23 protein-coding genes are annotated in these 24,258 nt (G+C 67.1%); 16 read left to right on the top strand and 7 right to left on the bottom strand.

Annotation, left to right across the window (positions count from 1 at the left end; all coding sequences use genetic code 11):
• Positions 1–36 precede the first annotated feature (36 nt).
• From AC5P8U_RS08910 to AC5P8U_RS08890, 5 genes are read left to right on the top strand one after another with little or no spacing between them, the layout of a single operon-like run.
• Positions 37–1,731 carry a glycoside hydrolase family 43 protein gene (locus AC5P8U_RS08910; protein WP_088497157.1) on the top strand — a complete coding sequence of 565 codons (1,695 nt, stop codon included), beginning with the start codon at positions 37–39 and terminating at the stop codon, positions 1,729–1,731.
• On the top strand, positions 1,728–4,421 hold the full coding sequence (locus tag AC5P8U_RS08905; RefSeq protein ID WP_495214102.1) for a glycoside hydrolase family 3 protein: 2,694 nt from the start codon (positions 1,728–1,730) through the stop codon (positions 4,419–4,421). Before AC5P8U_RS08910 ends, AC5P8U_RS08905 begins: the two co-directional genes overlap by 4 nt.
• Before the next feature lie 59 nt (positions 4,422–4,480).
• Positions 4,481–5,965, top strand: a complete 1,485-nt coding sequence (locus AC5P8U_RS08900) for an MFS transporter (protein ID WP_072167075.1) — start codon at positions 4,481–4,483, stop codon at positions 5,963–5,965.
• Positions 5,966–5,981: 16 nt separating this feature from the next.
• The gene (locus AC5P8U_RS08895; RefSeq protein WP_088497159.1) at positions 5,982–7,019 is read left to right on the top strand and encodes a glycoside hydrolase family 43 protein; all 1,038 of its coding nucleotides are present in this window, start codon (positions 5,982–5,984) and stop codon (positions 7,017–7,019) included.
• Positions 7,009–7,854, top strand: a complete 846-nt coding sequence (locus AC5P8U_RS08890; RefSeq protein WP_447897494.1) for an aldose epimerase family protein — start codon at positions 7,009–7,011, stop codon at positions 7,852–7,854. Before AC5P8U_RS08895 ends, AC5P8U_RS08890 begins: the two co-directional genes overlap by 11 nt.
• Before the next feature lie 113 nt (positions 7,855–7,967).
• Here the strand turns inward: AC5P8U_RS08890 and AC5P8U_RS08885 are convergent, their stop codons facing one another.
• The 4 genes from AC5P8U_RS08885 to ptsP form a co-directional block, all read right to left on the bottom strand.
• Entirely contained in the window at positions 7,968–9,221 is a 1,254-nt protein-coding gene (locus AC5P8U_RS08885; protein ID WP_072167072.1) for a carbohydrate porin, read from the bottom strand.
• A gap of 14 nt (positions 9,222–9,235) precedes the next feature.
• Positions 9,236–10,942 carry a PTS fructose transporter subunit IIC gene (locus tag AC5P8U_RS08880; protein WP_334271194.1) on the bottom strand — a complete coding sequence of 569 codons (1,707 nt, stop codon included), beginning with the start codon at positions 10,940–10,942 and terminating at the stop codon, positions 9,236–9,238.
• Positions 10,943–11,028: 86 nt separating this feature from the next.
• The gene (locus AC5P8U_RS08875) at positions 11,029–11,985 is read right to left on the bottom strand and encodes a 1-phosphofructokinase family hexose kinase (protein ID WP_088497163.1); all 957 of its coding nucleotides are present in this window, start codon (positions 11,983–11,985) and stop codon (positions 11,029–11,031) included.
• Positions 11,982–14,495 (bottom strand): phosphoenolpyruvate--protein phosphotransferase, encoded by a 2,514-nt coding sequence (ptsP, locus tag AC5P8U_RS08870; protein WP_495214100.1) that lies wholly within the window; start codon positions 14,493–14,495, stop codon positions 11,982–11,984. The genes AC5P8U_RS08875 and ptsP overlap by 4 nt, the downstream gene beginning before the upstream one ends.
• A 157-nt stretch (positions 14,496–14,652) precedes the next feature.
• On the opposite strand from ptsP, the gene AC5P8U_RS08865 reads away from it, so the two are divergent.
• The 4 genes from AC5P8U_RS08865 (at position 14,653) to AC5P8U_RS08850 (ending at position 17,250) form a co-directional block, all read left to right on the top strand.
• On the top strand, positions 14,653–15,636 hold the full coding sequence (locus AC5P8U_RS08865) for a LacI family DNA-binding transcriptional regulator (RefSeq protein ID WP_495214099.1): 984 nt from the start codon (positions 14,653–14,655) through the stop codon (positions 15,634–15,636).
• Positions 15,637–15,690: 54 nt separating this feature from the next.
• Positions 15,691–16,377 carry a hypothetical protein gene (locus AC5P8U_RS08860; RefSeq protein ID WP_227836717.1) on the top strand — a complete coding sequence of 229 codons (687 nt, stop codon included), beginning with the start codon at positions 15,691–15,693 and terminating at the stop codon, positions 16,375–16,377.
• Positions 16,378–16,422: 45 nt separating this feature from the next.
• A complete protein-coding gene (locus AC5P8U_RS08855) occupies positions 16,423–16,869 on the top strand; it encodes a Rap1a/Tai family immunity protein (protein WP_495214098.1) in 447 nt (148 codons plus the stop codon).
• 147 nt (positions 16,870–17,016) lie between these two features.
• A complete protein-coding gene (locus AC5P8U_RS08850) occupies positions 17,017–17,250 on the top strand; it encodes a metallothionein (RefSeq protein WP_111007731.1) in 234 nt (77 codons plus the stop codon).
• Positions 17,251–17,265: 15 nt separating this feature from the next.
• Here the strand turns inward: AC5P8U_RS08850 and AC5P8U_RS08845 are convergent, their stop codons facing one another.
• The 3 genes from AC5P8U_RS08845 to AC5P8U_RS08835 form a co-directional block, all read right to left on the bottom strand.
• Positions 17,266–17,817, bottom strand: coding sequence for a cysteine hydrolase family protein (locus tag AC5P8U_RS08845; protein ID WP_005416582.1), 552 nt, complete (start codon positions 17,815–17,817; stop codon positions 17,266–17,268).
• 3 nt (positions 17,818–17,820) lie between these two features.
• Positions 17,821–18,459 carry a DUF6766 family protein gene (locus AC5P8U_RS08840; RefSeq protein WP_227836715.1) on the bottom strand — a complete coding sequence of 213 codons (639 nt, stop codon included), beginning with the start codon at positions 18,457–18,459 and terminating at the stop codon, positions 17,821–17,823.
• Between the two features lie 99 nt (positions 18,460–18,558).
• Positions 18,559–18,747, bottom strand: coding sequence for a hypothetical protein (locus tag AC5P8U_RS08835; protein WP_005409707.1), 189 nt, complete (start codon positions 18,745–18,747; stop codon positions 18,559–18,561).
• 148 nt (positions 18,748–18,895) lie between these two features.
• Here AC5P8U_RS08835 and AC5P8U_RS08830 point away from each other — a divergent pair, with 148 nt between their 5' ends.
• The 7 genes from AC5P8U_RS08830 (at position 18,896) to AC5P8U_RS08800 (ending at position 24,248) form a co-directional block, all read left to right on the top strand.
• On the top strand, positions 18,896–20,059 hold the full coding sequence (locus AC5P8U_RS08830; RefSeq protein ID WP_495214097.1) for a zinc-dependent alcohol dehydrogenase: 1,164 nt from the start codon (positions 18,896–18,898) through the stop codon (positions 20,057–20,059).
• A gap of 10 nt (positions 20,060–20,069) precedes the next feature.
• The gene (locus tag AC5P8U_RS08825) at positions 20,070–20,567 is read left to right on the top strand and encodes a hypothetical protein (protein ID WP_072167064.1); all 498 of its coding nucleotides are present in this window, start codon (positions 20,070–20,072) and stop codon (positions 20,565–20,567) included.
• A 109-nt stretch (positions 20,568–20,676) separates the two neighbouring features.
• Complete coding sequence (locus AC5P8U_RS08820; protein ID WP_188241008.1) at positions 20,677–21,618, top strand: acyl-CoA dehydrogenase; 942 nt, start codon at positions 20,677–20,679, stop codon at positions 21,616–21,618.
• Positions 21,606–22,364 (top strand): PIG-L deacetylase family protein, encoded by a 759-nt coding sequence (locus tag AC5P8U_RS08815; protein WP_088497170.1) that lies wholly within the window; start codon positions 21,606–21,608, stop codon positions 22,362–22,364. The genes AC5P8U_RS08820 and AC5P8U_RS08815 overlap by 13 nt, the downstream gene beginning before the upstream one ends.
• Positions 22,361–22,948 carry a class I SAM-dependent DNA methyltransferase gene (locus tag AC5P8U_RS08810; protein WP_065196295.1) on the top strand — a complete coding sequence of 196 codons (588 nt, stop codon included), beginning with the start codon at positions 22,361–22,363 and terminating at the stop codon, positions 22,946–22,948. The genes AC5P8U_RS08815 and AC5P8U_RS08810 overlap by 4 nt, the downstream gene beginning before the upstream one ends.
• Positions 22,945–23,634 (top strand): glycosyltransferase family 2 protein, encoded by a 690-nt coding sequence (locus AC5P8U_RS08805; protein ID WP_495214096.1) that lies wholly within the window; start codon positions 22,945–22,947, stop codon positions 23,632–23,634. The genes AC5P8U_RS08810 and AC5P8U_RS08805 overlap by 4 nt, the downstream gene beginning before the upstream one ends.
• Before the next feature lie 185 nt (positions 23,635–23,819).
• Positions 23,820–24,248: a BLUF domain-containing protein gene (locus AC5P8U_RS08800; protein ID WP_447900059.1), complete on the top strand. Its 429-nt coding sequence runs from the start codon at positions 23,820–23,822 to the stop codon at positions 24,246–24,248.
• Positions 24,249–24,258: the final 10 nt, after the last annotated feature.

Below are 24,258 nucleotides of genomic sequence, written 5' to 3'. Positions count from 1 at the left end.
TCCCCTGTGGCCCGCGACAGGGCCGGCCTGAGATCCATGGCGCGCCGGCTGCTGGCGGCAGTGTTCCTGCTGTCGGCCGCAGCCGCCCGGGCCAGCGCGCCGCCGGACGCTCCGCCGGTGTACTTCGACTGGTTCGAGTACCGCGGCAATGACCAGGCGTTTGAAGTGCCGCTGCCGGCCGGGCACTACCGCAATCCGGTACTGGCCGGCTTCCATGCCGATCCCAGCATCGTGCGCGCGAACGGCCGGTTCTATCTGGTCAATTCCAGCTTCACCTACTTCCCGGGCATTCCGGTGTTCGAGAGTGCTGACCTGGTGCACTGGAAGCAGATCGGCAACGTGATTGACCGCCCCACGCAGCTGGATTTCGACGGGCTGAGCGTGTCGCGCGGCATCTTCGCCCCCACCATCGAGTACCACGACGGCACCTTCTACGTCGTCACCACCGCCACCGACAGCGGTGGCAACTTCATTGCCACGGCGCGCGACCCGGCCGGGCCGTGGTCCGATCCGCACTGGCTGCCCGGCATCGATGGCATCGATCCATCACTGTTTTTCGATGACGACGGCAAGGTCTACCTGATCAACAACGATGCACCGCCCGGTCCGCCGCGCTACGACGGGCACCGCGCCATCTGGATGCAGCAGATCGATCTGCCGGCGTTCAAGCCGGTTGGGCCACGCCGGGTGCTGGTTGATGGAGGCGTGGAGCCGGCGAAGAATCCGATCTGGATCGAGGGACCGCACATCTACAAGCGGGAGGGCTGGTATTACCTGTCCGACGCTGAAGGGGGTACCGGGCCGCAGCATTCGCAGGTGGTGCTGCGCAGCCGCGCGGTGTGGGGACCCTACGTTCCCTATGCGGGCAATCCGATCCTGACCCAGCGCGAGCTGCCGGACGACCGTCCGCTGCCGATCACCAATGCCGGCCACGCCGACCTGGTCGAAGGCCCGGATGGCTCGTGGTGGGCGGTGTTCCTGGCCAGCCGCAACTATCAGAAGCGCCACTACAACACCGGGCGCGAGACCTACCTGTTGCCGGTGCGATGGCAGGATGGCTGGCCGCAGATCCTGCCGACCGACCAGGCCATTCCCTACGTGGCCAAGGCGCCGTCATGGATGCAGGGCGAGGCATCGCAGGCCCCGTCGACCGGCAATTTCGTGGCGCGCGACAATTTTGATGGCCCAGCGCTCGATCGCCAGTGGCTGCGCGTGCGCGTGCCCAGGCATGCCTGGGCTGACCTGCACAAGCGCCCCGGGATGCTGGCCGTGCACCCGCTTGCCGAGGATCTGGACACGTTGCGCAATCCGGCATTTCTCGGCCGGCGCCAGCAGCACCTGCGTTTCGAGGCGAGCACCGCGATGACCCCGCCAGCCCCCGGTGTCGCCGCCGGTCTGGCGGCGTTCCAGAGCGAGGCGTACTGGTACTTCCTCGGCGTTCGTGACCTTGGCGGGGGTCGCCTCTCGCTCTTTCTCGAAGCGTGTGACGGGGGGGGCAGCACGCGGACGCTGGCCAGCCATGACGTGCCGGCGTCTGCAGCACTGCGCCTGAAGATTGCCGGCAACGAGGGCGCCTACGCGTTCTCGTTCGACACCGGCGACGGGCAGGGCTGGCAACTGCTCGCAGGCGACGTGGACGGCACCGTTCTGAGTACGGACCGGGCAGGCGGCTTCGTGGGCGCACTGCTGGGTCCCTTCGCGCGCGACGAGCGCACCGGGAGAAGCAAATGAGACTGTCGATTTCGTCCAGGACCCGCCGCCGCACATGGCGTGGCCGGGCTACCCTGTTCGTCCTCACCTGCGTGGCGGCCGCGGCGTCCGCGGCCGCGCCACGGCCCTGGCTGGATGCCTCGGCAAGCTTCGAGCAACGGGCCGCCGCACTCGTCGCGCAGATGACCCTCGAAGAGAAGGCCGCGCAGATGCAGAATGCTGCACCGGCAATCGAACGGCTGGGAGTGCCCGCCTACGACTGGTGGAATGAGGGGTTGCATGGCGTCGCACGGGCGGGGCAGGCCACGGTGTTTCCGCAGGCAATCGGCCTGGCCGCGACCTTTGATGTACCGTTAATGGGGCAGGTGGCCACGACCATCAGCGACGAGGCCCGCGCAAAGCACCACCAGTTCCTCCGAGAAGGCGCGCATGGCCGTTACCAGGGCCTGACCTTCTGGTCGCCGAACGTCAACATCTTCCGCGACCCGCGCTGGGGTCGCGGACAGGAGACCTACGGCGAGGATCCCTACCTCACCGCGCGCATGGGCGTGGCCTTCGTACGCGGCCTGCAGGGCGACGACCCCGTCTACCGCAAGCTGGACGCCACCGCCAAGCACCTGGCCGTGCACAGCGGACCGGAGGCCGACCGCCATCACTTCGATGCGAGGCCCAGCCGGCGGGACCTGTATGACACCTACCTGCCGGCGTTCGAGGCGCTGGTGAAGGAGGGCGAAGTGGATGCGGTCATGGGCGCCTACAACCGCGTGTACGGCGAGTCCGCCAGTGCCAGCCGTTTCCTGCTGCGTGATGTGCTGCGACGCGACTGGGGTTTCAAGGGCTACGTGGTCTCGGACTGCTGGGCCATCGTCGATATCTGGAAGCACCACCATATCGTCGGCACGCGCGAAGCCGCCGCGGCGCTGGCGGTCAGGAACGGCACCGAGCTGGAATGCGGCCAGGAGTACGCAACGCTGCCTGCGGCAGTGCGCCAGGGGCTGATCAGCGAAGCGGAGATCGACGATGCGGTAACCCGCCTGTTCACCGCACGGATGCGCCTGGGCATGTTCGATCCGCCGGAGCGGGTGCGCTGGGCGCGCATTCCGGCCTCGGTGAACCAGGCGCCGGCCCATGATGCGCTCGCGCTCAAGGCCGCGCAGGCATCGCTGGTGCTGCTGAAGAACGATGGCATCCTGCCGCTGTCGCGCGACACCAGGCGCATTGCCGTGGTTGGACCCACCGCCGACGACACCATGGCGCTGCTCGGCAACTACTTCGGCACACCGGCCGCGCCGGTCACGATCCTGCAGGGCATACGCGAGGCGGCCAAGGGCGCTGAGGTGCGGTATGCGCGTGGCGTCGACCTGGTGGAGGGCCGCGATGACCCCGGTGCCACGCCGTTGATCGAGCCGACCTTCCTGCGGCCCTCGGCGGATTCGCCCGAGCGCGGCCTGCGCGGCGAGTACTTCCGCACGCCCGACCTGTCTGGCACTCCGGCCCTGGTGCGGACCGACGCGCAGATCGGCTTCCGCTGGGACCGCGGCTCGCCGACCGACAACCTGCTGGCACGCGGCGAAGCGGCACCGGGGCAGGGGATTCCCAACGACCGCTTCAGCATCCGCTGGAGCGGCCAACTGCTGCCCCCCGTGTCCGGTCGTTACCGGCTGGAGGTGGCCGGCGATGATGGCTACCGCCTGTACCTGGACGGCAAGCGTGTGATCGATCACTGGGTGAACACGGATCGCCTGCATGCCGAGGGTGTCGAACTCGACCTGCAGGCGGGGCGTGCCTATGACCTGAAGCTGGAGTACTACGACGACCAGCGCGATGCCGGCGTGCGCCTGGGGTGGCGCATGCCCGGTGCCAAGGCGCCGTTCGATGAAGCGCTCGATGCCGCACGCGAGGCCGATGTGGTGGTGTTCGTTGGTGGACTCACCGGCGATGTCGAAGGCGAGGAGATGACGGTCAACTATCCGGGTTTTGCCGGTGGCGACCGTACCGACCTGCGCTTGCCCGCGCCGCAGCGCACCCTGCTGGAGGCCCTGCACGCTACCGGCAAGCCGGTGGTGATGGTACTCACCGGCGGCTCAGCCATCGCCGTGGACTGGGCGCAGGCGCATCTGCCGGCGATCCTGATGAGCTGGTACCCCGGGCAGCGCGGCGGCACCGCCGTCGGCCAGGCGCTGTTCGGCGACGTCAATCCGGCGGGTCGCTTGCCGGTCACGTTCTACAAGGCCGGCGAAGTGATGCCGGCATTCGACGACTACGCCATGGAGGGCCGCACCTACCGCTACTTCCGCAGCACGCCGCTGTATCCGTTCGGTCACGGACTCTCGTACACGCGCTTCGATTATGGAGCGCTCCGCCTCGATGCGGACACCATCGGCGCCGATGGCCGCCTGGGCGTGACGGTGGATGTGACCAATGCGGGCACACGCAGCGGTGATGAAGTGGTACAGCTGTACGTGCGGCGCGAACTCGCCGGCAGCGGCGATGCCGTGCAGGAACTGCGTGGCTTCCAGCGCGTCCAGCTGGCCCCGGGCGAACGCCGCACGGTGACGTTCACCCTGCAGGCGGCGCAGGCCCTGCGCCACTATGACCAAGCGCGTGCGGCGTACGCGGTGCAGCCCGGTGCCTACGAGGTCAGGGTAGGGGCGTCCAGTGCCGATATACGTGCGCAGGGCAGGTTCAGCGTGGTGTCCGCGCATGACTGATCGCCCTCGTTGGCATCGGTTCCCCTTCGACCAGATTCCTTTTCCAGGACGTCCGCTGCATGGCAAGCACTGAACACGCGCTATCGGTACGCGAGAAGCTCGGCTACAGCCTGGGCGATCTCGCTGCCAACCTGATCTTCCAGACCCTGATCACCTACCTGGCATTCTTCTACACCGACGTCTACCGCCTGCCAGCGGCGACCGCGGCCACGATCATCTTTGTGGTGGGCCTGCTGGGAGCGTTCGTGTTCACGCCGTTGATCGGCATTGCGGCTGACCGAACGTCCACCCGTTGGGGCCGCTTCCGCCCGTGGATCCTGTGGACGGCCATCCCCTTTGGCGTACTGTCCCTGCTGGCGTTCAGCACCCCGGACCTGGGCGAGCGCGGAAAGGTGATCTATGCACTGGGCACCTACGCGCTGCTGGTCTGCGTTTACGCCGCGAACAACCTGCCGTACTCGGCGCTGAGCGGCGTGCTGACCGGCAGCATGGCCCAGCGCAACAGCCTTTCGGCGTACCGCTTCGTGGCCGTGATGATCGCGCAGTTCATCATCCAGGTGCTGCTGATGCCGCTGGTGCTGATTCTGGGTGACGGCGACCGGGTGCGCGGCTTCGAACAGGTCATGACCGCCTTCGCACTGATCGGAACAGTGTTCTTCCTGATCACCTTCGCCACCACCCGCGAGCGCATCGTGCCGACGCGCGAGCAGACCGGCGGCATTGTGCAGGACCTGTCCGACCTGCTGCACAACCGCCCGTGGCAGGTGATGCTGGCCCTGACCGTGCTGGTGTTCATCAACCTGGCGTTGAAAGGCGGCACCTACATCTATTACTTCCAGTACTACATGAGCGAAGCGGCGCTGGCCGGTTTCCTGGAGAACTCAGGCTTCAACGGCCTGATCCGTGCATTGAATGGCGCCTTGGCCAGCGCCGGCTTCGCGGCGTTCACCTGGCCGAAGGACGCGGCCACCTCGGCGTTCAGCCTGTTCAACGCGTGCGGCATCCTCTGCATGATCCTGGGTATTGGTGCATCACGGCGGCTGGCGGATCGCTTCGGCAAGCGCGATGTCTTCGGTGGCGCCCTGTTTGTCTCGACCCTGTTCCTGCTTGCCTTCTACCTGTTTCCACCCACGGGCGTGGCGGTGGCCTTCGCTGCCTTCATGCTGCATGGCTTCTGCTATGGCATCACCATCCCGCTGCTGTGGGCGATGATCGCGGACGTTGCGGACTACTCCGAGTGGAAGAACCATCGCCGGGCCACTGCGATCATCTTCTCGGCGATGCTGTGCGGCCTGAAGATCGGCCTCAGTGTCGGCGGCGCGCTGGTCGCCGCGATCCTTGCCCACTACGGCTACCAGGCAGGCCTGGTGCAGCAGCCTGAGGCCGTGGTGCAGGGCATCCGCCTGACCGTAAGCGTCTATTGCTCCCTTCCGTTCCTGCTCGCCGTGGCGCTGCTGTTCTTCTACCGGATCGACAAGCGCGCGGAAACCCGCATCGAGCAGGATCTCCACCTGCGTCGCCGTTCCGCCGACGCCTCCGCGTAACGCCAAGATGACAACCATGATCGACCTCTCTGCCGGTGAAGACGGCCAGGCCAGCGAAGCCCGTCTCGCGCAGCTCAGCGCACACGCCATTTCGCAACCGCTGGTGACCCACATCTACACCGCCGACCCTTCGGCGCACGTATTCGAGGGGCGCCTGTACATCTATCCGTCGCACGACATCGACGGTGGCCAGCCATTCGACGATGAAGGCGGCCACTTCGGCATGCAGGATTACCATGTGCTGAAGATGGATACGCCCGATAGCGCGGCCGTGGATTGCGGCATGGCGTTGCACGTGCGCGACGTGCCGTGGGCGCGGAAACAGATGTGGGCTCCCGATGCCGCCTGTCGCGATGGCCGCTACTACCTGTACTTCCCGGCCAAGGACGCCGAGGGCCGGTTCCGCATCGGCGTGGCAATCGGTGCGCGACCGGAGGGCCCGTTCGTACCCCAGCCGGAGCCGATCAAGGGCGCGTACTCGATCGACCCGGCCGTGTTCGAAGACGACGATGGCAGCCACTACCTGTACTTCGGTGGCATCTGGGGCGGGCAGCTGCAGAAGTATCGTGACAACCAGTACAGCGAAGCGCACGAGGAACCCGAGGGCGGCGCGCCGGCCCTGGGGCCGCGCGTGGGCCGCCTGGATGCTGGAATGACCGAGCTGGCCGAACCCACCCGCGAAGTGCAGATCCTGGATGAGCATGGCCAGCCGCTGCGTGCGGACGACCATGCGCGCCGTTTCTTCGAAGGCCCGTGGCTGCACAGGTACCAGGGTCGCTACTACCTGTCGTACTCCACTGGCAACACCCACCAGCTGTGCTACGCCGTGGGTGACAGCCCGTACGGGCCGTTCACCTATGCTGGCGTGATCCTCACCCCCGTGGTCGGTTGGACCACCCACCACTCCATCTGCCAGTTCCAGGGCCAGTGGTACCTGTTCTATCACGATGCGCTGATGTCCGGCGGCATTACCCACCTGCGCTCAGCCAAGTGCACGCCGCTGCACATGGAGCCGGACGGAAGCATCCGCACGATCAATCCCTATGGGGCCTGAGCACATGTTGCCGAGGGATGATGCGCTGGCCCCGCTGCCGACCGGTCAGCTGCACTGGCTGAGATGCGGCGAACTGGAGGTTGCGCTCGCCGCAGCGGCGGGCGGGCGCATCGCGCACCTACGTTACCGGGGCGTGGAATGGCTGGTGGACGCGCAGGAGACCGGGGCGGCGGCGATCGCCTGGGGCTGCTACCCGATGGTGCCGTGGGCCGGGCGCATCCGCCGTGGACAGTTCCGTTTTGACGGCATGCCGCATCGGCTGCCGCTCAACTTCGACGGGCATGCCATCCATGGGGTCGGCTTCTCGCGACCCTGGCAGATCGACCGGCTGGATGCGGCCGCAGCCGAGGTGTCGCTGCAGCTGCCGCGCGACAGCTACTGGCCCTTCGGTGGCATTGCCATGCTGGAACTGCGGTTGCAGGGGCACACCCTGCAGCTGCGCCTTTCGGTCCAGGCCGGCGAGCAGGCGATGCCGGCGGTGCTGGGCTGGCACCCCTGGTTCAGGAAGCCGGACCGGTTGCTGTTCAATCCTCGCGCGATGTATCCGCGGGACAGGGAAGGTATTGCCACGCTGCCCCACGTGGAGCCCACCACCGGCCCCTGGGATGACTGCTTCGTTGCCGACGGTGACATCACGCTGGTACGCGAAGGCCAACGCCTGCGGCTGAGGTCGGACCACGACCACTGGGTGGTCTACGACGCTGCGCCGCACGCCACCTGTGTCGAACCGCAGAGTGGCCCGCCGGACGGCTTCACGCTGGCACCGCACCGGCTGGAGCCTGGCCAGCGCCTCGCGTTGACGTTCGAACTGGCGTGGGTGGCGGACAGCAGCTGAAGCCCGGCCAGGGCCCGCAATCGCCCTGGTTCCGGAGTATCGGTACGCCGCCTGGACCGGTTGTGGACCCTGGTGCCTGACACGGGCTGCGCCTGACCGACACGTGCCATCTGCTACAGGTTCCAGTCAACCCGCATGCCCGCGATCAGTGCATTCGGCAGGTCCCGCTGCCGCGCAGGTTCGTTGAACGGGTCCGGATGCACGATGTAGTGCAGGTTCGGTGCAATCCTGAGCTGCGGGGTGAGCTGGATGCCATAGCTCAGCTCCATCATCACCTGGCTTCCGTGCGGGGTGCCGCTGCCGCCGGCGGCAGCGCGGGCCAGGCGGAGGTTCTCCAGCGCGATGCCGCTGTACTTCTGCCGGGTGACGACGAAGCCGATGCTGTCCTGCGGCCGGCGGGCGAACGTGCCCTTCTGCACAAGCCCGGCCTGCAGGAAGTGATCCTCGATCAGCTGCCCGGAGGTACCCTTGAGCGCGGCGCCGAAAAGGGTCAGGCCGCGGCCATTGCCATCGCCGGTAAGCTGCTGCTCGAAGCGCGCGAACGCACCGGAGCGACCGTGGCGTGCCGCGTACTCCTGGCCACTGAGCAGCGCGGGAATGCCGTTGGCATCGCGCAGCGGATCGCGATAGGTCGAGTTGTCCTGCCAGCCACCGAGTTCGTAGCGGGCTTTCAGTCGTGCCGAAGCCGGGCTGCGCCAGCCGATCGTGTAGGGCACGATCCAGCCGGTGGCCTGGTTCGTATTCCACTTCAGGCCATGCTGGCCATCCTCGGCCTGGCTGGGATCGACTTGGTAGGCACCGATGCGGACATAGACATCGGGCGTCACCCAGGCCGTGGCGTCGGCCATCCAGCTCGACACCGGCCACCAGGTGAAGTTGCTGGTGCGGAAAACGTAGGTCGGGTTGCCGCACGCCGAGTTGCCCTGGAAGTACTGGCACAGCTCCGACCCGAGGTGGTGGATGTTGGCGACGCTGCGACCGGCCTCCAGCACCAGCCGGTCGTTGAACAGCTTCTGTTCCAGGGTCAGGTTGGCCAGGCGGGTCCCCTGGCCGCCGTAGATTTCCTGCACCGAGGTGCTGTTGCCGGTGCTGCTGTTGGCGAGGTTGGTGCCGTGGCGATTGATGCCATAGGCCTTGATCGTGGCCCCCCGCCAGCCGAACGCAGCGTCGAGGTCAACATCGGCGCCGAACATCAGCTGGCCGGCGTAAGCGGTGCCGCTGCGCTTGCCACCATCGAGCGTGGCGGCCGCCTCGCCGGTGTAAGCCAGTTTGGGAGTGAAGACATCACTCGCGTTGGCAGCTACGGCCAGTGAGGGCAGGGTCAGCAGGATCGCTACCGGCACCAGGCGGCAGGAAGGGCAGGTCATGGGCGGGGTTCCTTTTACAGGGTGGGGGCTGTGACCGGCTTCTTGAGGATGCGCAGTGCAATCGCGGTGACCGCCACGCCGGCCAACAGCGCCAGCAGGTAGACACCAAGATGGGTGACCGCGTTCGGGATCGGCAGCACGAACACACCGCCGTGCGGCACCTTCAACTCGACGCCTGCGGCCATCGAGATCGCACCGGCCACGGCCGAGCCGAGGATCAGCGCAGGAATGGTGCGCAGCGGATCGCGTGCCGCGTAGGGAATAGCCCCCTCGGTCACGAAGCTCAGGCCGAGCACGCCGGCGGCACCGGCAGTGCCGCGCTCCTCGGCAGTGAAGCGGTTGCTGAACAACCACGTCGCCAGCGCGATGCCCAGCGGTGGCGTCATGCCGCCGATCATGGTCGCCGCCATCGGCGTGTAGACCTGGCTGGAAATCAGGGCGGTGGAGAAGGCGTAGGACGCCTTGTTTACCGGTCCACCCATGTCAACGGCCATCATGCCGCCCAGCAGCAAACCGAGCAGGATCGCGCTGCTGCCCTCCATGCCGCGCAGCCAGTCGGTCAGCCAGGCCAGCAGTGCGGCCACCGGCGTGCCGATCACGTACATCATCAGCAGGCCGACCAGCAGCGTGCCCAGCACCGGCAGGATCAGCACCGGCTTGAGGCCTTCCAGGCTGCGCGGCAGGCGCAGCGCACGGTTGATCCAGTGCACGCCATAGCCGGCGATGAAGCCCGCCAGGATGCCGCCGATGAAACCTGCGTCCATGTTGACCGCAACCAGCCCGCCGATCATGCCGGGCGCGATGCCGGGGCGGTCGGCGATGGAGTAGGCGATGTAGCCGGCCAGCGCCGGCACCATCAGCATGAAACCGGACTTGGCGCCGATCTGGAACAGCGACCAGGCCAGCGTCCCCTTGTGTGCGTCGTCGAAGGCATAGATGCCGCCGAGTGCGAACGCCAGGGCGATCAACAGGCCGCCGGCTGTCACGAACGGCAGCATGAACGACACGCCGGTCATCAGGTGCTTGTAAGGACCGGTGCTCTTGTTCCTTTCTGCGGTACGGCCCGAAGCCGCTGTCCCCGCGTGCACGCCGGCCTCGGCCAGCGCCTTGCGGATCAGGTTCTGGCCGTCATTGATCGCCGGCTTGGTACCACTCTTGAACAGGCGCTTGCCTGCGAAACGCGAAAGATCGACTTCGCGGTCGGCGGCGATCAGCACCACATCGGCAGCGGCGATTTCCGCATTGCTCAACGCATCCTGCGCGCCGACCGAGCCCTGTGTTTCAACCCGGATCGCATGGCCCAGCGCTTTGGCAGCCTGTTGCAGGCCTTCTGCTGCCATGAAGGTGTGAGCGATGCCGGTGGGGCAGGAGGTGACGGCAACGATGCGCTTGCCAGCCCCGGTGGCGGGGGCACTGGCCGGCGCAGCTGCGAGCGGTGCAAGCGCGGCGACCGGATCGTCCAATACCTCGCCCAGGCTGGCATGCACGATCCGGGCATTGCCGAAGCGTGCGATGTCTGCCTCGCCATCGCCCACCAGCAGCAGCTGGGTCGGGGAGGCGGCGTCCGAGGCGGGCAGCGCGCCGGTCACGCCCTGGTCGCTGCGGATTTCGATCATCAGCTCAAGCCCGCGCTGGCGGGCCGCGCGACGCAGAGCCTCGGCGGCAAGTACCGCCTCGATGCTGCGTTCGCCAGCGGCGATGACTACGGTGGAAGCGTGCATGGGAACTCCTGGAATGCTTCGGGTTCGTCCTTGCCGGAGGCATCGCGGGTGGCCCGAAGCCAACCGCTGCTCCTCCGGCAGGTGTTTCAATCCAACCGCTCGATCAGTACATCGCCGGCCCCGGCGCGCACCTGCGCCGGATCGAGCCGCCGCGCGTCTCCGCTATCCAGCCGGCTCATCGAGAACGCCGTGGCCAGTCGTGCACAGGCGGCGAGGTCGAGGGAGCGCTCCAACAGCGCGGCGGCGATGCCGGCGACCATGGCATCACCGGCGCCCACCGTGCTGCCCTGGGCCAGACGCGGCGGTCGCGCGACCAGGGCGCCGGCGCGATCAATGAACAGCGCGCCGTCGGTCCCCATGGAGATGGCAACGAGTGCGACACCGCGTTCGACCAAGGCCTGGCCTGCAGCGCGCAGTGCGCTGCGATCCGGCAGCGACGTGCCGGTCCAGGCCTCCAGTTCGTGGCGGTTGGGCTTGATGGCGTAGGGCAGCGCGCCCCGCGCGCCGTCCAGCGCAGCTGCAAGCGCATCGCCGCTGGTGTCCAGCAGCACGCGCGCACCGGCCGTTCCGGCCTGCGCCTGCAACCGCGCCCATGCATCGGCCGGCAGTCCGTGCGGCAGGCTGCCGGACAGCACGACCGGCAGGCCGGGCGCGAGCAGGGCGCCGAGCTGGCGCGACACCGCGTTCAGATCGGCAGCGTCCACGGCCAGGCCCGGCAGGTTGATGTCCGTCGTTTCGCCGTTGGCCTCTTCGACCAGCTTGATGTTGGTGCGGGTATGGCCCGGAACGCGCAGGCAGCCGTCAATGATGCCCCGCTCGCGGAACAGCGTGCGGAACACGCCGTCGTTGCCGTCGCCCAGCACACCCAGCGCGGTGATCGGCACGCCCCAGTCGGCCAGGCAGGCCGCCACGTTGATGCCCTTGCCGCCTGCGTCGTCGCGGGAGCTGCCGGCCCGATGCACGCGGCCTGGCTGCAGGCGGGCCAGGCGCACGGTCTGGTCGATGGCCGGGTTCAGGGTCACGGTGACGGCGCGGGCAGTCATGCGCGCGCTCCATCGAGGCCGCGCACCTGCTCGGCGGTTTCGCACCCCAGTGCGGTGCTCGCCAGCGCTTGCAGTTCGGTCATCGCGGTGCCACGCAGGCGCGCCTTCACCGCCGGGATGTCGTTCGGAGTCATCGACAGTTCGTCCACGCCCAGGCCAGCCAGCAACATGGCGCCGAAGGGGTCGCCGGCCAGGCCGCCACAGACGCCGACCCAGCGCCCATGCAGCCGTGCGCCTTCAACCGTGGCGCGGACCGCGCGTAGCACCGCCGGATGCAGGCTGTCGGCCTCGGCGGCGAGTTCCGGGTTCTGGCGGTCGATCGCCAGCACGTACTGGGTCAGATCATTGGTGCCGATCGAGAAGAAGTCGGCATGGCGCGCCAGTACGTCGCTCTGAGCGGCGGCAGCCGGCACTTCGATCATGATGCCGATCGGCACCACCGGCGCCTCCAGCTCGGCACGCAGGCGCTCACAGATGGCGCGCAGTGCGACCAGCTCGGTCACCGACGTGATCATCGGGAACATGATGGACAGGCGTGCACCGTCCTTGGCGGCGCGATACAGCGCACGCAGTTGCGGCTCCAGCAGGTCAGGGCGGCGCAGCAGCAGGCGCGCGCCGCGCACGCCGAGGAACGGGTTCTCCTCGCGTGGCAGTTCCAGGTGCGCCACCTGCTTGTCGCCGCCGATGTCGAGCGCGCGCACGATCAGCGGGCGGCCGTTGAGTGCCTTGGCCATCGCCAGGTAGGTGGTGTACTGCCCCTCCTCGCTGGGCGTACTGCCACGTTCGAGGAACAGGAACTCGGTGCGCATCAGGCCGACGCCTTCCGCACCCTGTTCCAGTGCCAGTGGCACCTGGTCGGGCAGGTTGACGTTGGCGCCGATGTCGATGCGGTGGCCGTCGGGGGTCTGGGCGGGTTGCGCGCGTTGCGCGGCTTCGCGCTCGCGGATCTGCTGCTGTTCGGCGATCCATTCGCGTGCCGAGGCGAGATCGGCTTCGGAGGGGGACAGGTAGAGCCGTCCGCTGCTGCCGTCCAGGATCGCTTCGCGGCCTGGCTGGATCGCCAACAGCCCGGCGCCGCCGGCCACCAGCGCCGGCAGGCCCAGCGTGCGCGAGAGGATGGCGGTGTGCGAGGTCGGCCCGCCCTGCGCGGTGGCCAGGCCGAGCACGCGACCGGTGTCGAGATTGGCGGTATCCGAAGGCGACAGATCTGTGGCGATCAGGATGCACGGTTGCGACGGCAGATCCGCCAGGCCACCACCTTCAGCAGAAGGGTCAAGCTGCGCCAGCACGCGCCGGCCGACATCACGCAGGTCCGCCGCGCGCCCGGCCAGCACCGGATTGCCCAGCGCCGCCAGCCCGGAGGCGATCTGCTCGATGGCCTGGTGCCATGACCACGCCACACCATGGCCTTCGACCATCAGCTGGCAGGTGCGGGTGATCAGGTCGGTGTCGTCGAGCAGCGCGGCCTGCGCCTTGAAGATCGCCGCATCCGAAGCGCCAAGGCGGCGCTGTGTGTCGTCCTGCAGGGCGGCCAGCTGCTGGCGGGTGCGGCCGAGTGCATCCTGCAGGCGTGCGCCGCCCTCGCCAAGCGGGGCAGGACGGTCGGCGACTTCCGCCTGCGTGCTGGCCAGCACATGCACCGGGCCGATCGCCAATCCGGGGCTGGCGCCGATGCCAATGATCGTTGCCTGCGCTTCGGGTGGTTTCCACCCGGCGACAGGGGCTGCTGCCTTGTGCTGGGCTGCACGCTCGGCATCAGCCCTTTCCTGTGCGACCAATCCATCCATGACCTTGCGCAGCGCAGCCAACAGCGCGGGGGCATCGGCGCCCTCGGCAGAAACACGCACGGCATCGCCCTCACGCAGCCCGAGCTGAAGCAGCGCTACCAGACTCTTGGCATCGGCCGCCTGATCGCCTGCGCGGACCTGCGCGCGGGCCGCGAAGCCGCGCGCCGTCTCGGCCCAGCGCGTGGCAGGACGGGCGTGCAGTCCGTTGGGGTAGGCGATGGTCCATTCGAAGCGCTCGGCCAGATCCACCGCTGGCGCGTGGGTGGCGGCAATCGCAACATCGCCGGCCAGCGCGTTCATGATCTCATCCGCCTCGGTGGTGGTGAACAGCCGCTGCAGCGTGGACTCGTCCTGGATCAGCCGGGTCAAGCGGCGCAGCACCGTGATGTGGGTATCCGACTGGGCAGCGATGCCGACCACCAGACGGGTGACCTGTCCCGGGTTCCATTCCACGCCTTGCGGCAACTGCAGCACGGCGATGCCATCGCGGTGCACCAGATGGCGGTCCTCGCCAAGCCCGTGCGGGATTGCTACGCCGTGTCCAAGGAAGGTGTTCGCCAGCGTTTCGCGCCGCCCCATGCTGGCTTCGTACCCCGGCGCCACGCAGCCGGCCGCGACCAGCATCTGCGCGACCTGGGCAATGGCATCGGTCTTGTCCTGCGCCCGCGCGTCCAGGCGGATCAGTTCCCGGCTGGCCGGGGAAGGGAAGGTCTGGGGCGACAAAGGGGGCTCCGCGGAAGGGGTGGCTGGGACGTATTGGGAACGTTCCCACTCGCCATTTCAATGTGCAGTGCACAAAAATCCAATAGTCCTTTGGCGCTAACATGGTGCTGGAGGGCCGTCCGGCCCAGAAAAGCGCTCGATTCCGGGAACGTTACCAGTGAGCATCAGCATCAATGACGTCGCACGCGTGGCGGGGGTATCCAAGTCCACCGTGTCGCGGGTGCTCGGCGGCGGCCCGGTCAGCGAGGCCGTGCGCGGCCGGGTGGAGGCGGCGATCCGCCAGACCGGATATCACCCCAACCTGCAGGCAAGACGCCTGCGCGCCCGGCATACCGGCATCATCGGCCTGATCGTGGCCGATATCCGCAACCCGTTCTTTACCGCGCTGATCCGCGCCGTGGAGGAAGTCGCGTACCGGGAAGGCCTTCGCGTCACCCTCTGCAACACCGATGAGGACCCCGAGCGCGAGGCGCTGTATCTGCAGTTGATGCACGAGGAACGCATCAGTGGGCTGATTTTTGCGCCCACCCGGACCACGGTGGGGCGGCTGGACCGGCTCACGCTGGATTACCCCACGGTCCTGGTCGATCGTGCCGCACCCGGTGGCTCGATCGACAGCGTGGTCCTCGACAACGCAGCGGCGATGGCGGGCCTGGTCGAACACCTGGCCGAGCGCGGCTATTGCCGCATCGGTGGCCTGTTCGGCAGCACCAGTACCACGGCGGCCGAACGCCGCGACGGCTATATCGCTGCAATGCGTAGGCACGGGCTGGAACCGGACTACCGCGAGGTAGAGCCCACGGCCGAGGCCGCCATCGCAACGGTCGAGCAGTGGTTGACCAGTCCTTCGCGTCCCGATGCGCTGGTCGCCAGCAACAGCCTGCTGCTCATGGGCGCATTGAAAGCGGCCCGCAGCGCTGGGCTTGCGATTCCAGGAGAGCTGGCGCTGGCAGGCTTCGACAATGAGCGATGGACCGAACTGGTCGAACCCGGGGTTACCGTGGTCGAGCAGCCGGTTGAAGAGATGGGGCGGGCCGCGATGTCGCTGCTGCTGGAGCGCCTGCGCATGCCGGATCTGCCGGTACGCAGACTGGTGATGACGGGAAGATGCGTGGTGAGAGGGTCAACGGCTGCGCGATAGTCCGGCGCCGCGTCTGCGGCAGTAGCAGTCGCAGTCCATGAGGCTGGCACTGGGGTGTTGGCGGGTCGCGCGTTGTCTGCTAAAAGCCATCTGGACACGCAGACCGGATGGGTCATCGCCTTGTCAGAGCCTTATTCAGCGCTGTTGCGCCTGCAGTTGCGCCACGAAGATCTCTCCAGATGGCTGGCGGCGCCCCTGCCTTCGCCATCCCGATGGTCCGACTGGCGATGCATCGCCGGGCCGTGGCGCTTGCGCAACGGTGAATGCCTGGCGTCTTCAAGCGACGAGGCGTTGGATGAACTGCTCATAGACTGCCAGGCCCTGCTGGCCCGCCACCCCGACAATCGCGCCGCATTGAAGGCCTTCCTTGCATCCGCGCAGGCCGAGAATATCCAGGTTGCCGCCTATGACCGCACTGGTACGCACTTTGTTGCGGGATCGCTGACGTATTCGGAAAGCCTCTACGATCTCATCGCGTTTCTGGCTGTGGCACGGGGCGCGGCCGATTTCCTGAAGGCGGGCGACCACGGGGTGGCACTGGTCCACGACTATCTCTGGGCAGAGGAAGGTGAGCGCGAGACCGTTGCCGCGATTGCCCTGGCCGGCCAGGGGGAATCCGGATTCCTTTCTTCCACGGACCTGGATACCGCTGCCGCGCCCTTCGACGCCTTGGTGGACGCCATGCTGGAAGCTGAGGACGACCCGGCGTTTCAACCACGCAACCAGCTTGATCAACTCTGACCGGCACCGCGTGGAATCCAGAAAAACGACAGCCAGGACCCCGATATGAAAGGACATCACGCCCGCCTCACGCACCGCCGCATGCGTTGGCTCCTGACACTGTGCCTCGGCGCCCTCGTGGGACCCGCCGTGGCAGGCACAACGCAACCGGAACGCACCTGGTTTGTCAGTGGTGCGGAGCTCATCACGCTGCTGCAGGGCAAAGGCGCTGACGGGTTCTGCGATGGCGAACACTGCCGGGGGCTGTCCAGCGCCCGGGCCAGCAGCTATATCCTGGGTGTCGCCGATGCCAGCCGCGGTCAGTGGTGTGGGCAGGGCCGGATCCTTCCGCATGAACTGGTCGATCAGGTGTCTTCCCAGCTCCGGCAGCTGCCCCGCGAGCGATTGCAACAGGATGCGTCTCCCCTGGTTGTCGAAGGGCTGCGCGCGGCGTTTCCCTGTGGTCGCGGCACATCGCCTGGTGGCAGTGCCGAGCCCGGCAAGGCACGCTGAGACGCGTGGGCTGGGCGTTGGCAACGCGGGCTGCAGCCTGCGTAATGAACACATCGGTGTTCTGCACGCTGGCGACACGATGCATTCACCACCGCCGACACCCGCGCCCGCGACACTGCATCCTCCTTTCTCCGCATGAGGTGCCCCATGGCTACCTGTGATGTCTGCGGCAATGACTACGACAAGAGCTTCACCCTCCAGCAGGGTGGACGCAGCGGCACCTTCGATTCGTTCGAGTGCGCCATCCATGCGTTCGCACCGCGCTGCGCACATTGCGACTGCGCGATCATCGGGCATGGCGTTGAAGGAAACGGTCAGATCTTCTGCTGCGCACATTGCGCCGGTCACGCCGGTGTAAAGGGAATCGCAGACCGCGCCTGAGCCCGCTCCGGCCGGTCATGCCGGGACCAGCGAGGCGAGCCGTGCGACCCGGGCTGCACCCGAATCGGCGAGCAGCGCCATCGCACGCTGTTTCCGCGCCGGCGTCCCCGCCACGGCCTCCCGTGCCACCACTACGTCGAATTCCCTGGCGTTGGCGTCCAGCGCGGTAGCCAGGACACATGAATCGGCCGTCATCCCGCTGAGCCAAAGGCTGCGCACGCCAAGCTTGGCCAGCAGAATCGGCAACGGGCTGGCCAGGAACGCCGAATGCTTGGGCTTGAGCACGAAGTAGTGACCGGGCAGGGGAGAGAGGAGGTCGGCAATCCGCCCGGCCGGTCCTCCATCCCGCTGGCACTGTGCTACCTGTTGGCGGAAGTCACGCTTCCAGTCCGAGAAATTGTCATTGGCGTAGATGACCGGCCATCCGTGGCCATCAAAGTGGTCTCTCAAGCGTCGGATCTGTGCGGCCGCCCGCTCCGCTGCTGGCGCCAGCGCCTGCGCGCCTGGGAAGTCGAAGCGACTGAACATATCGATGATCAGCAAGGCGGTTGACGGAGCATTTCCCATGGTTCAATCCCCTGTCTGCGCGTGCGGAGCTTCGACCGGCTTGGATTGCGGTGAGTCCTTCTGCCGCAGGAAGATCGTAAGTACAACCAGGGACAGCACCGCAAGAAACTCACTCTGCCAGTTCTGCATCGATTCGAACCAGAACGTGCTGCTGCCCAGATGCTCCAGGAAACCCGGCACCGGCAACCCCTGCAGCTGCTGCTCGACCTGCTCGGCGCGCCAGCTACCCAATGCATGCAATGCAAAACTGAGCAGGAACAACAGCCCGAAGGCAATCGCAAGCGAGTGACCGTAAAGCACCTTCCATGCGCCGCCGCGACGAACCGGCCACGGCGCAGGGCCCGGCTCGACGCGGTTCTGCTCCTGCGCCGGGTCCAGGGGCCGGGATTCGGCCGAGCCACGCTGGCGCAGGGTGACGGTCAGAAGAACGTACATTCCCATCTGCAGGAACTCGCTCTCCCAGTTCTCGAATGTAGCGCTCACGAAATGCCCGGTCGCCAGGTAGTGCCAGAGGTCGATCGCCGCGCGCCCGTGCTGCGTCAACTCCTGATTGTGCACGTCATGTCCCGCAACTGCCTGCCCGACAATGAAGACGACAGTGAGTGCGAGCAGTACCAGCGAGAGACCGTTGCGTTTCCACATGCAACACCTCTTTCAGCCTGACCAGAAACCGTGCATGCAGCTTGCGCCGGCAGCGCACCATGACGCGTGAACCCGGCGCATCCAGGATGTGAGGCGGCCTCAACGCTTGCCCGTCGGATCGGGATCGGGACGCTCGTAGTCCTCGGGTACGGCCTTGGGGCCATCGCCGTCGTCCGGCATGTCGTGCTCCTTCCACTTCGCTCGATCATTGCGCCGCTTGTCCGGCGTGTGTGCTTTCGATTGATCGTCCACGTCTGTTGTTGGATTGAAAGGCAGCTTGTCGTTCATGGTGAGCTCCTGTGGCGGGTGTTCGCAGCGTGCCCCGGGCCGGGTTAACACCACGACGCCGCGGAATGAACGCTGCGCACACCTGGATGTCACCGGGGCAGGAGGACGTCCCTGCAATGCTGTCCTTCCGATCTTCTGGAGAAGCACGATGCAGGCATTGACCTATCACGGCCGCAAGGATGTGCGCGTCGAGACCGTGCCGGACCCGGTGCTGGCAGCTGAGGACGACCTGATCCTGAGGGTTACCGCCACCGCCATCTGTGGCTCGGACCTGCACCTGTACAGGGGCAAGATTCCCGATCTGCACGACGGCGATGTGCTGGGGCACGAATTCATGGGCGTGGTGGAAGAGGTCGGCAGCGGCGTAACCCAGGTGAGGCAGGGCGATCGCGTGGTGATCCCTTTCGTGATCGCTTGTGGCGAGTGCTTCCACTGCCGGCTGGCCGAGTATGCCGCCTGCGAGACCACCAACCCGGGCAAGGGCGCTGCGCTGAACCAGAAGGGCCTTCTGCCCCCGGCGGCGTTGTTCGGATACAGCCATCTGTATGGCGGCGTGGCAGGCGGACAGGCCGAATTCGTGCGCGTGCCCAAGGCGAATGTGGGCCCACTGCGCATCCCGGAAGGCGTGGCCGACGAACAGGTTCTGTTCCTGTCGGACATTCTGCCCACCGGCTATCAGGCCGCGCTGAACGCAGGGGTCAAGCCGGGCTCGACAGTGGCGATCTTCGGTGCCGGTCCGGTTGGGCTGATGAGCGCGGCCTGCTGCCGGCTGCTGGGAGCGGAGACCATCTTCATGGTCGACCATCTTCGCTACCGCCTGGACTACGCGCGCCGTGCCTATGGTGTGACGCCGATCGACTTCAAGGAGATCGAGGACCCGGCCGACTACATCCTGACCCAGACCAGTGGGCGCGGCGTGGATGCCTGCATCGAGGCCGTCGGTTTCGAGGCCGAGGGCAGTGCCCTGGAGTCAGCGCTGACCGCCGTGAAACTGGAAGGCAGCAGCGGCGTGGCCATCCGTCAGTGCATCGCAGCCGCCCGCCGCGGCGGCGTGGTCAGCATTCCCGGTGTCTATGCCGGTTTCATCCACGGGTTCCTGCTGGGCGATGCGTTCGACAAGGGCCTGACATTCAAGATGGGGCAGACTCACGTGCAGGGACTGATGCCGGAGCTGCTGGACGCAATCCTGGAAGGAAAGCTGGATCCGGGGGACATCATCTCGCACCGGATGCGCCTGGCCGACGCGGCGCAAGGTTATGCGATGTTCGATGCCAAGGACGACGACTGCCGCAAGATCGTATTGACTCCCTGAGCAGGCCGTCATGAGTTGGATTGTCATGGCATGTGTCTACGCAGTCTGGCTGGCCGCCGGTGCGCTGGACTTCCACTTTCACCGGCGTACCGACCTGCCGCACACGTCCGCGATGCGCGAGAGCCTGCTGCATGGGCTGCAGCTGCTGCTCATCGGCAGCGGCGTGCTGGCGTGGCTCGTGCTGGAAAGCACGTGGTTGCTCGTCACGCTGCTGGCAGTCCTGGTCATCGCGCACGCAATCGCCGGCTACCTCGACACTGTCAGCGCGGACGGGCGGCGACGCATCAGCCCGGCCGAGCAGCACGTGCACAGTGTGCTCGACGCCGCTCCCTGGGTGCTGCTGGGCGGGGTGGCGTGGCAGGCCGAACCTCGATGGGCAGTCAATGTGGCACCGGCAGCACCGGCGCTGTGGGGGTTCGTACTGCTGCCGGCGCTTGGCCTGGTGGTGTTGCCCTGGCTGTGGGAGCTGCGCCAGTGCGTGCGTGCCAGCGAACAGCGCCAGCGGTGAGCGCGTGAGGAACACTGCGCCGGGTATTCATGTGGCCGCCACACCGCCAAGACAGTGATGTGACCGCAGGGCGCCTACGTTCATGACCTATCTTCATTGCAGATCGGCCATGCAGGATGTGACGTTGCCTTCTTCGCTGTTCAACCGCGCGCGCCAGGTTCTCGCCCAGCAGCCCGCACTGCCTTTGCCCGGAAGTGGCCACACGCTGCAGCGTTGGCGGGCGCTGGCGGCGTGGGGGGCAGAGGACCTCTGCCTGGCCAAGGTACTGGAAGCGCATTACGACGCCCTGGCGATCATTGCCGAGCTGAACGCGCCTATGGTTGCTGAGGGGCAGCTGCTGGCGGTGTGGGCCGCAGAAGGCCCAGCCAACACCCTGCGCATCGACGCCGGCGGTGGACTGTATGGTGACAAGCCCTGGTGTTCAGGCAGCGCGTGGGTGGATGCGGCACTGGTAACCGTGCGGAACACACACGGCGTGTGGCTGTGCCATGTGGCGGCGGAGCATTGGTGCACGCTTTCGGGTGAGCCCTGGCCGGCGGCTGGCATGGCCGGCATTCCGTCCACGACGGTGCGCTTCGACGGCGCACCGATGACGATTCTGGGGCCGCGCGACGCCTACCTGCAACGGCCGGGCTTCTGGCATGGCGGAGCCGGTATCGCGGCGGTCTGGTTTGGCGCAGCGGTGGCACTGGCTGAACGCATGCGGCCGGCCTGCAGCGACGGCAACCGCGCACGGCTGCTGGGTGCAGCGGACCTTGCCCTGGGGCCGGCTGCGGCGCTGCTTCGCGAAGTGGCCGCGCGCATCGACGACGCGCCCCAATCGGCACATCGGGAAGACGTAGTGCGGCTGCGCTGCGTGGTCGAGCGGGCGGCGACGCGCGTCCTGGACCTTGCAGGTCGGGCGCTCGGTCCGGCGCCGATGTGCCTGGAAGACGGGCACGCCCGCCGCTGGGCGGACCTGACGGTGTTCCTCAGGCAGTGCCATGCCGATCGCGATTGGCAGTGGCTGGGTGAGCAGCGGGCAGCCGAGGAGACCGCATGGGCGCTGTAGCCAGCACACCCCTGCAAGGACAGGGAACTCAGGAACAGGCCTGGCTGCGCTGCGATTGGCTCTGGCAGCAACCGTCCACGCCCGCCCGCTCGCTGTGCGCCGACCATCACCGCCTTGTGGTCGTTGCGCCGCATCCCGACGACGAGATCCTTGGCTGTGGAGGGCTGCTCCATCAAGCCGCGGCACAGGGCATGGAGATTGGCGTCATTGCCGTGACCGATGGTGAAGCGTGTTATCCGGGTGAACCGTGGTGGACACCGGACCGCCTGCGGTCGGCGCGTCGGGCAGAGCTTGCAGCGGCGCTGGCGGAACTTGGGATTGCAGCCGACGCGACGTTTCATCTCGGCATCGGCGATGGCGCGGTCAGCAAGCACGAACAGGGCCTGCAGGACCGGCTGCAGCAGCACCTGCAGCCGGGCGATCTGGTACTGGCGCCCTGGCGCTTCGATGGGCATCCCGATCACGAAGCGGCAGGGCGTGCAGCCTGCCGCGCCGCGCGCGCAGTGGGTTGCCGTCGCCTGGAGTACCCGGTATGGGGCTGGCACTGGCTGGATCCGGCCTGCGCGCATATGGCGTGGGAGTTCCCGCAGCTTGTCGACATTTCCGCAGTGGCGTCGGTGAAACGAAGTGCGATCGCCCGGTTCCGGACGCAGACGGGCAACGTGCCGGGCCTGAACAGCCCGCCGGTGCTGCCTTCCCATGTACTGGCCCGATTTTTCCGCGATTACGAGGTATTTCTGGCATGAGCGCGCAACCGTACTTCGATGAACTGCATGAGCAGGAAGACCCTTTTGGCTACCGCAGCCGGTGGTATGAAGAACGCAAGCGTGCGTTGCTGCTGGCCAGCCTGAGCCAGCGCCAGTTCAATCGTGGCTGGGAGCTGGGGTGCTCCAACGGCGTGCTGACCGAGGCCCTGGCGGCCCGCTGTGAGCGCCTGCTGGCCACCGACATCAGCCCGCGCGCAGCGTTCCGGGCCCGCCGCAACCTGGCCCACCTGCCGCACGTGCAGGTCCACTGCGCCAGCCACCCCGAGCAATGGCCGCCGGGGCGCTTCGACCTGATCGTCTGCGGTGAGATGGGCTACTACCTGGGGACGAGCGCTCTTCGCGAGCTGCGTGCCGGAATCGATCAAGCACTTCGTGACGACGGATTGCTGGTCGCGTGCCATTGGTTGCCCTCGTTCCCCGGGCGGGTGAGCCGGACCGAAGTCGTGCATCGGTGCCTGGGCCACGGCCTGCACGAAGCCTTCCACTATCGCGATGCGGACTTCGTGCTGCAGGGCTGGACGCGCGGCACGCTGTCACTGGCCCGCAACGAGGGCCTGCGGTGATAGGCGTTCTGGTCCCCGCGCACAACGAGGCAGCCAGCATGGCGCGCTGCCTGCAATCGATCCGAAGGGCGGCCCTGCACCCGGGCCTGGGCGGCGAAGCGGTCGAAGTGGTGGTTGCACTGGACGCTTGCTCGGATGCGACGGCGTCCATCTGCCATCAACAGCGCGTCGGCATTGTGCGGCTGGATGCACGCTGCGTGGGGATTGCCCGCGCAGCGGCCGCCGTCGAGCTGCTGGGGTGCGGCGCCAGGTGGCTGGCCAGCACCGACGCCGATAGCGAGGTCCCTGGCGATTGGTTGGTTGGACAACTGGAGCAGCCGTGTGACGCCTTCTGCGGACTGGTGGACATTGCGGCGCGCTGCCCGTCCGAACATCGCCTGCGCAGGGTATTCCAGGGGCGGCAGCAGTGGGGGGAAGGTCACGGGCGCATCCATGGTGCCAACCTGGGTGTCTCTGCCCATTTCTATCGTGCGGTCGGCGGTTTTCCTGCCTTGCGCTGCGGGGAAGACGTTCAGATCGTGAGGGCGCTGCAGGCCTGCGGCGCGGATATACGCTGGGCCGGTGCTCCCGTCGTCTTCACCAGTGCGCGTCTGGAAGGGCGCGCCGCAGGGGGATTTTCAGCCTATCTGGCGGAGATGGGAGCGGCGGGTGCCCCTGCCGTGCTGACCGGGCCGGCCATTGCGTAAAGACCCGCCGTTCTGCCGTTCTGCCGCACTGCAGCATGCGGTCGCGCCGTCAGTCATCTCCGATCCAGCCCGAATCCATGAAACCCGTGCACATGGGCCCATGCGTGACGCGCTCCCTGTACGCGTTTACGGCGTGTGAACGCTGTCGGCTCTAGATTGATCGGCTGGGAGAGTAGGAGCAGCCGATGCCGAACAGCGCGATTGTCTACGCCAGCCGGGCTGTCCCCGGGTTCACGCCGGAACGCCTGGCTGCACTGATGGAAGATGCGGCCCGCTTCAATCGATCAGCGGGCGTGACCGGGGTCCTGTTGTTTGACGGGCAGCGCTTCCTGCAATACATGGAAGGCCCGGCCGACGGGCTGGATGTTGCCTTCTCCCGCGTAAGCGGCGCCCGCAGCCACACCGAACTGACCGAACTCGGGCGTGGCCGTGTCGGGCAGCGGCGGTTGCCGTTCTGGCCAATGCGCTGCCTGTCGGTCAGCGCGGGCGAGCTGCAGATGATCGCCCTTGCGGACTGGAGCGGTTTCATCCAGCGGGCGGTAACCAGCCAGAACGAAGCCGAGGCGATGCAGAAGCTGCTCGCAATCGTTGAGCCCTACGCGAACGCCGCTTGAAGTCCGGGAC

It is taken from the genome of Stenotrophomonas sp. YJH_SMC_81 (assembly GCF_059370875.1).
Note: the sequence above shows the minus strand (reverse complement) of the source record. Positions and strands in the feature narration are given on the sequence as shown.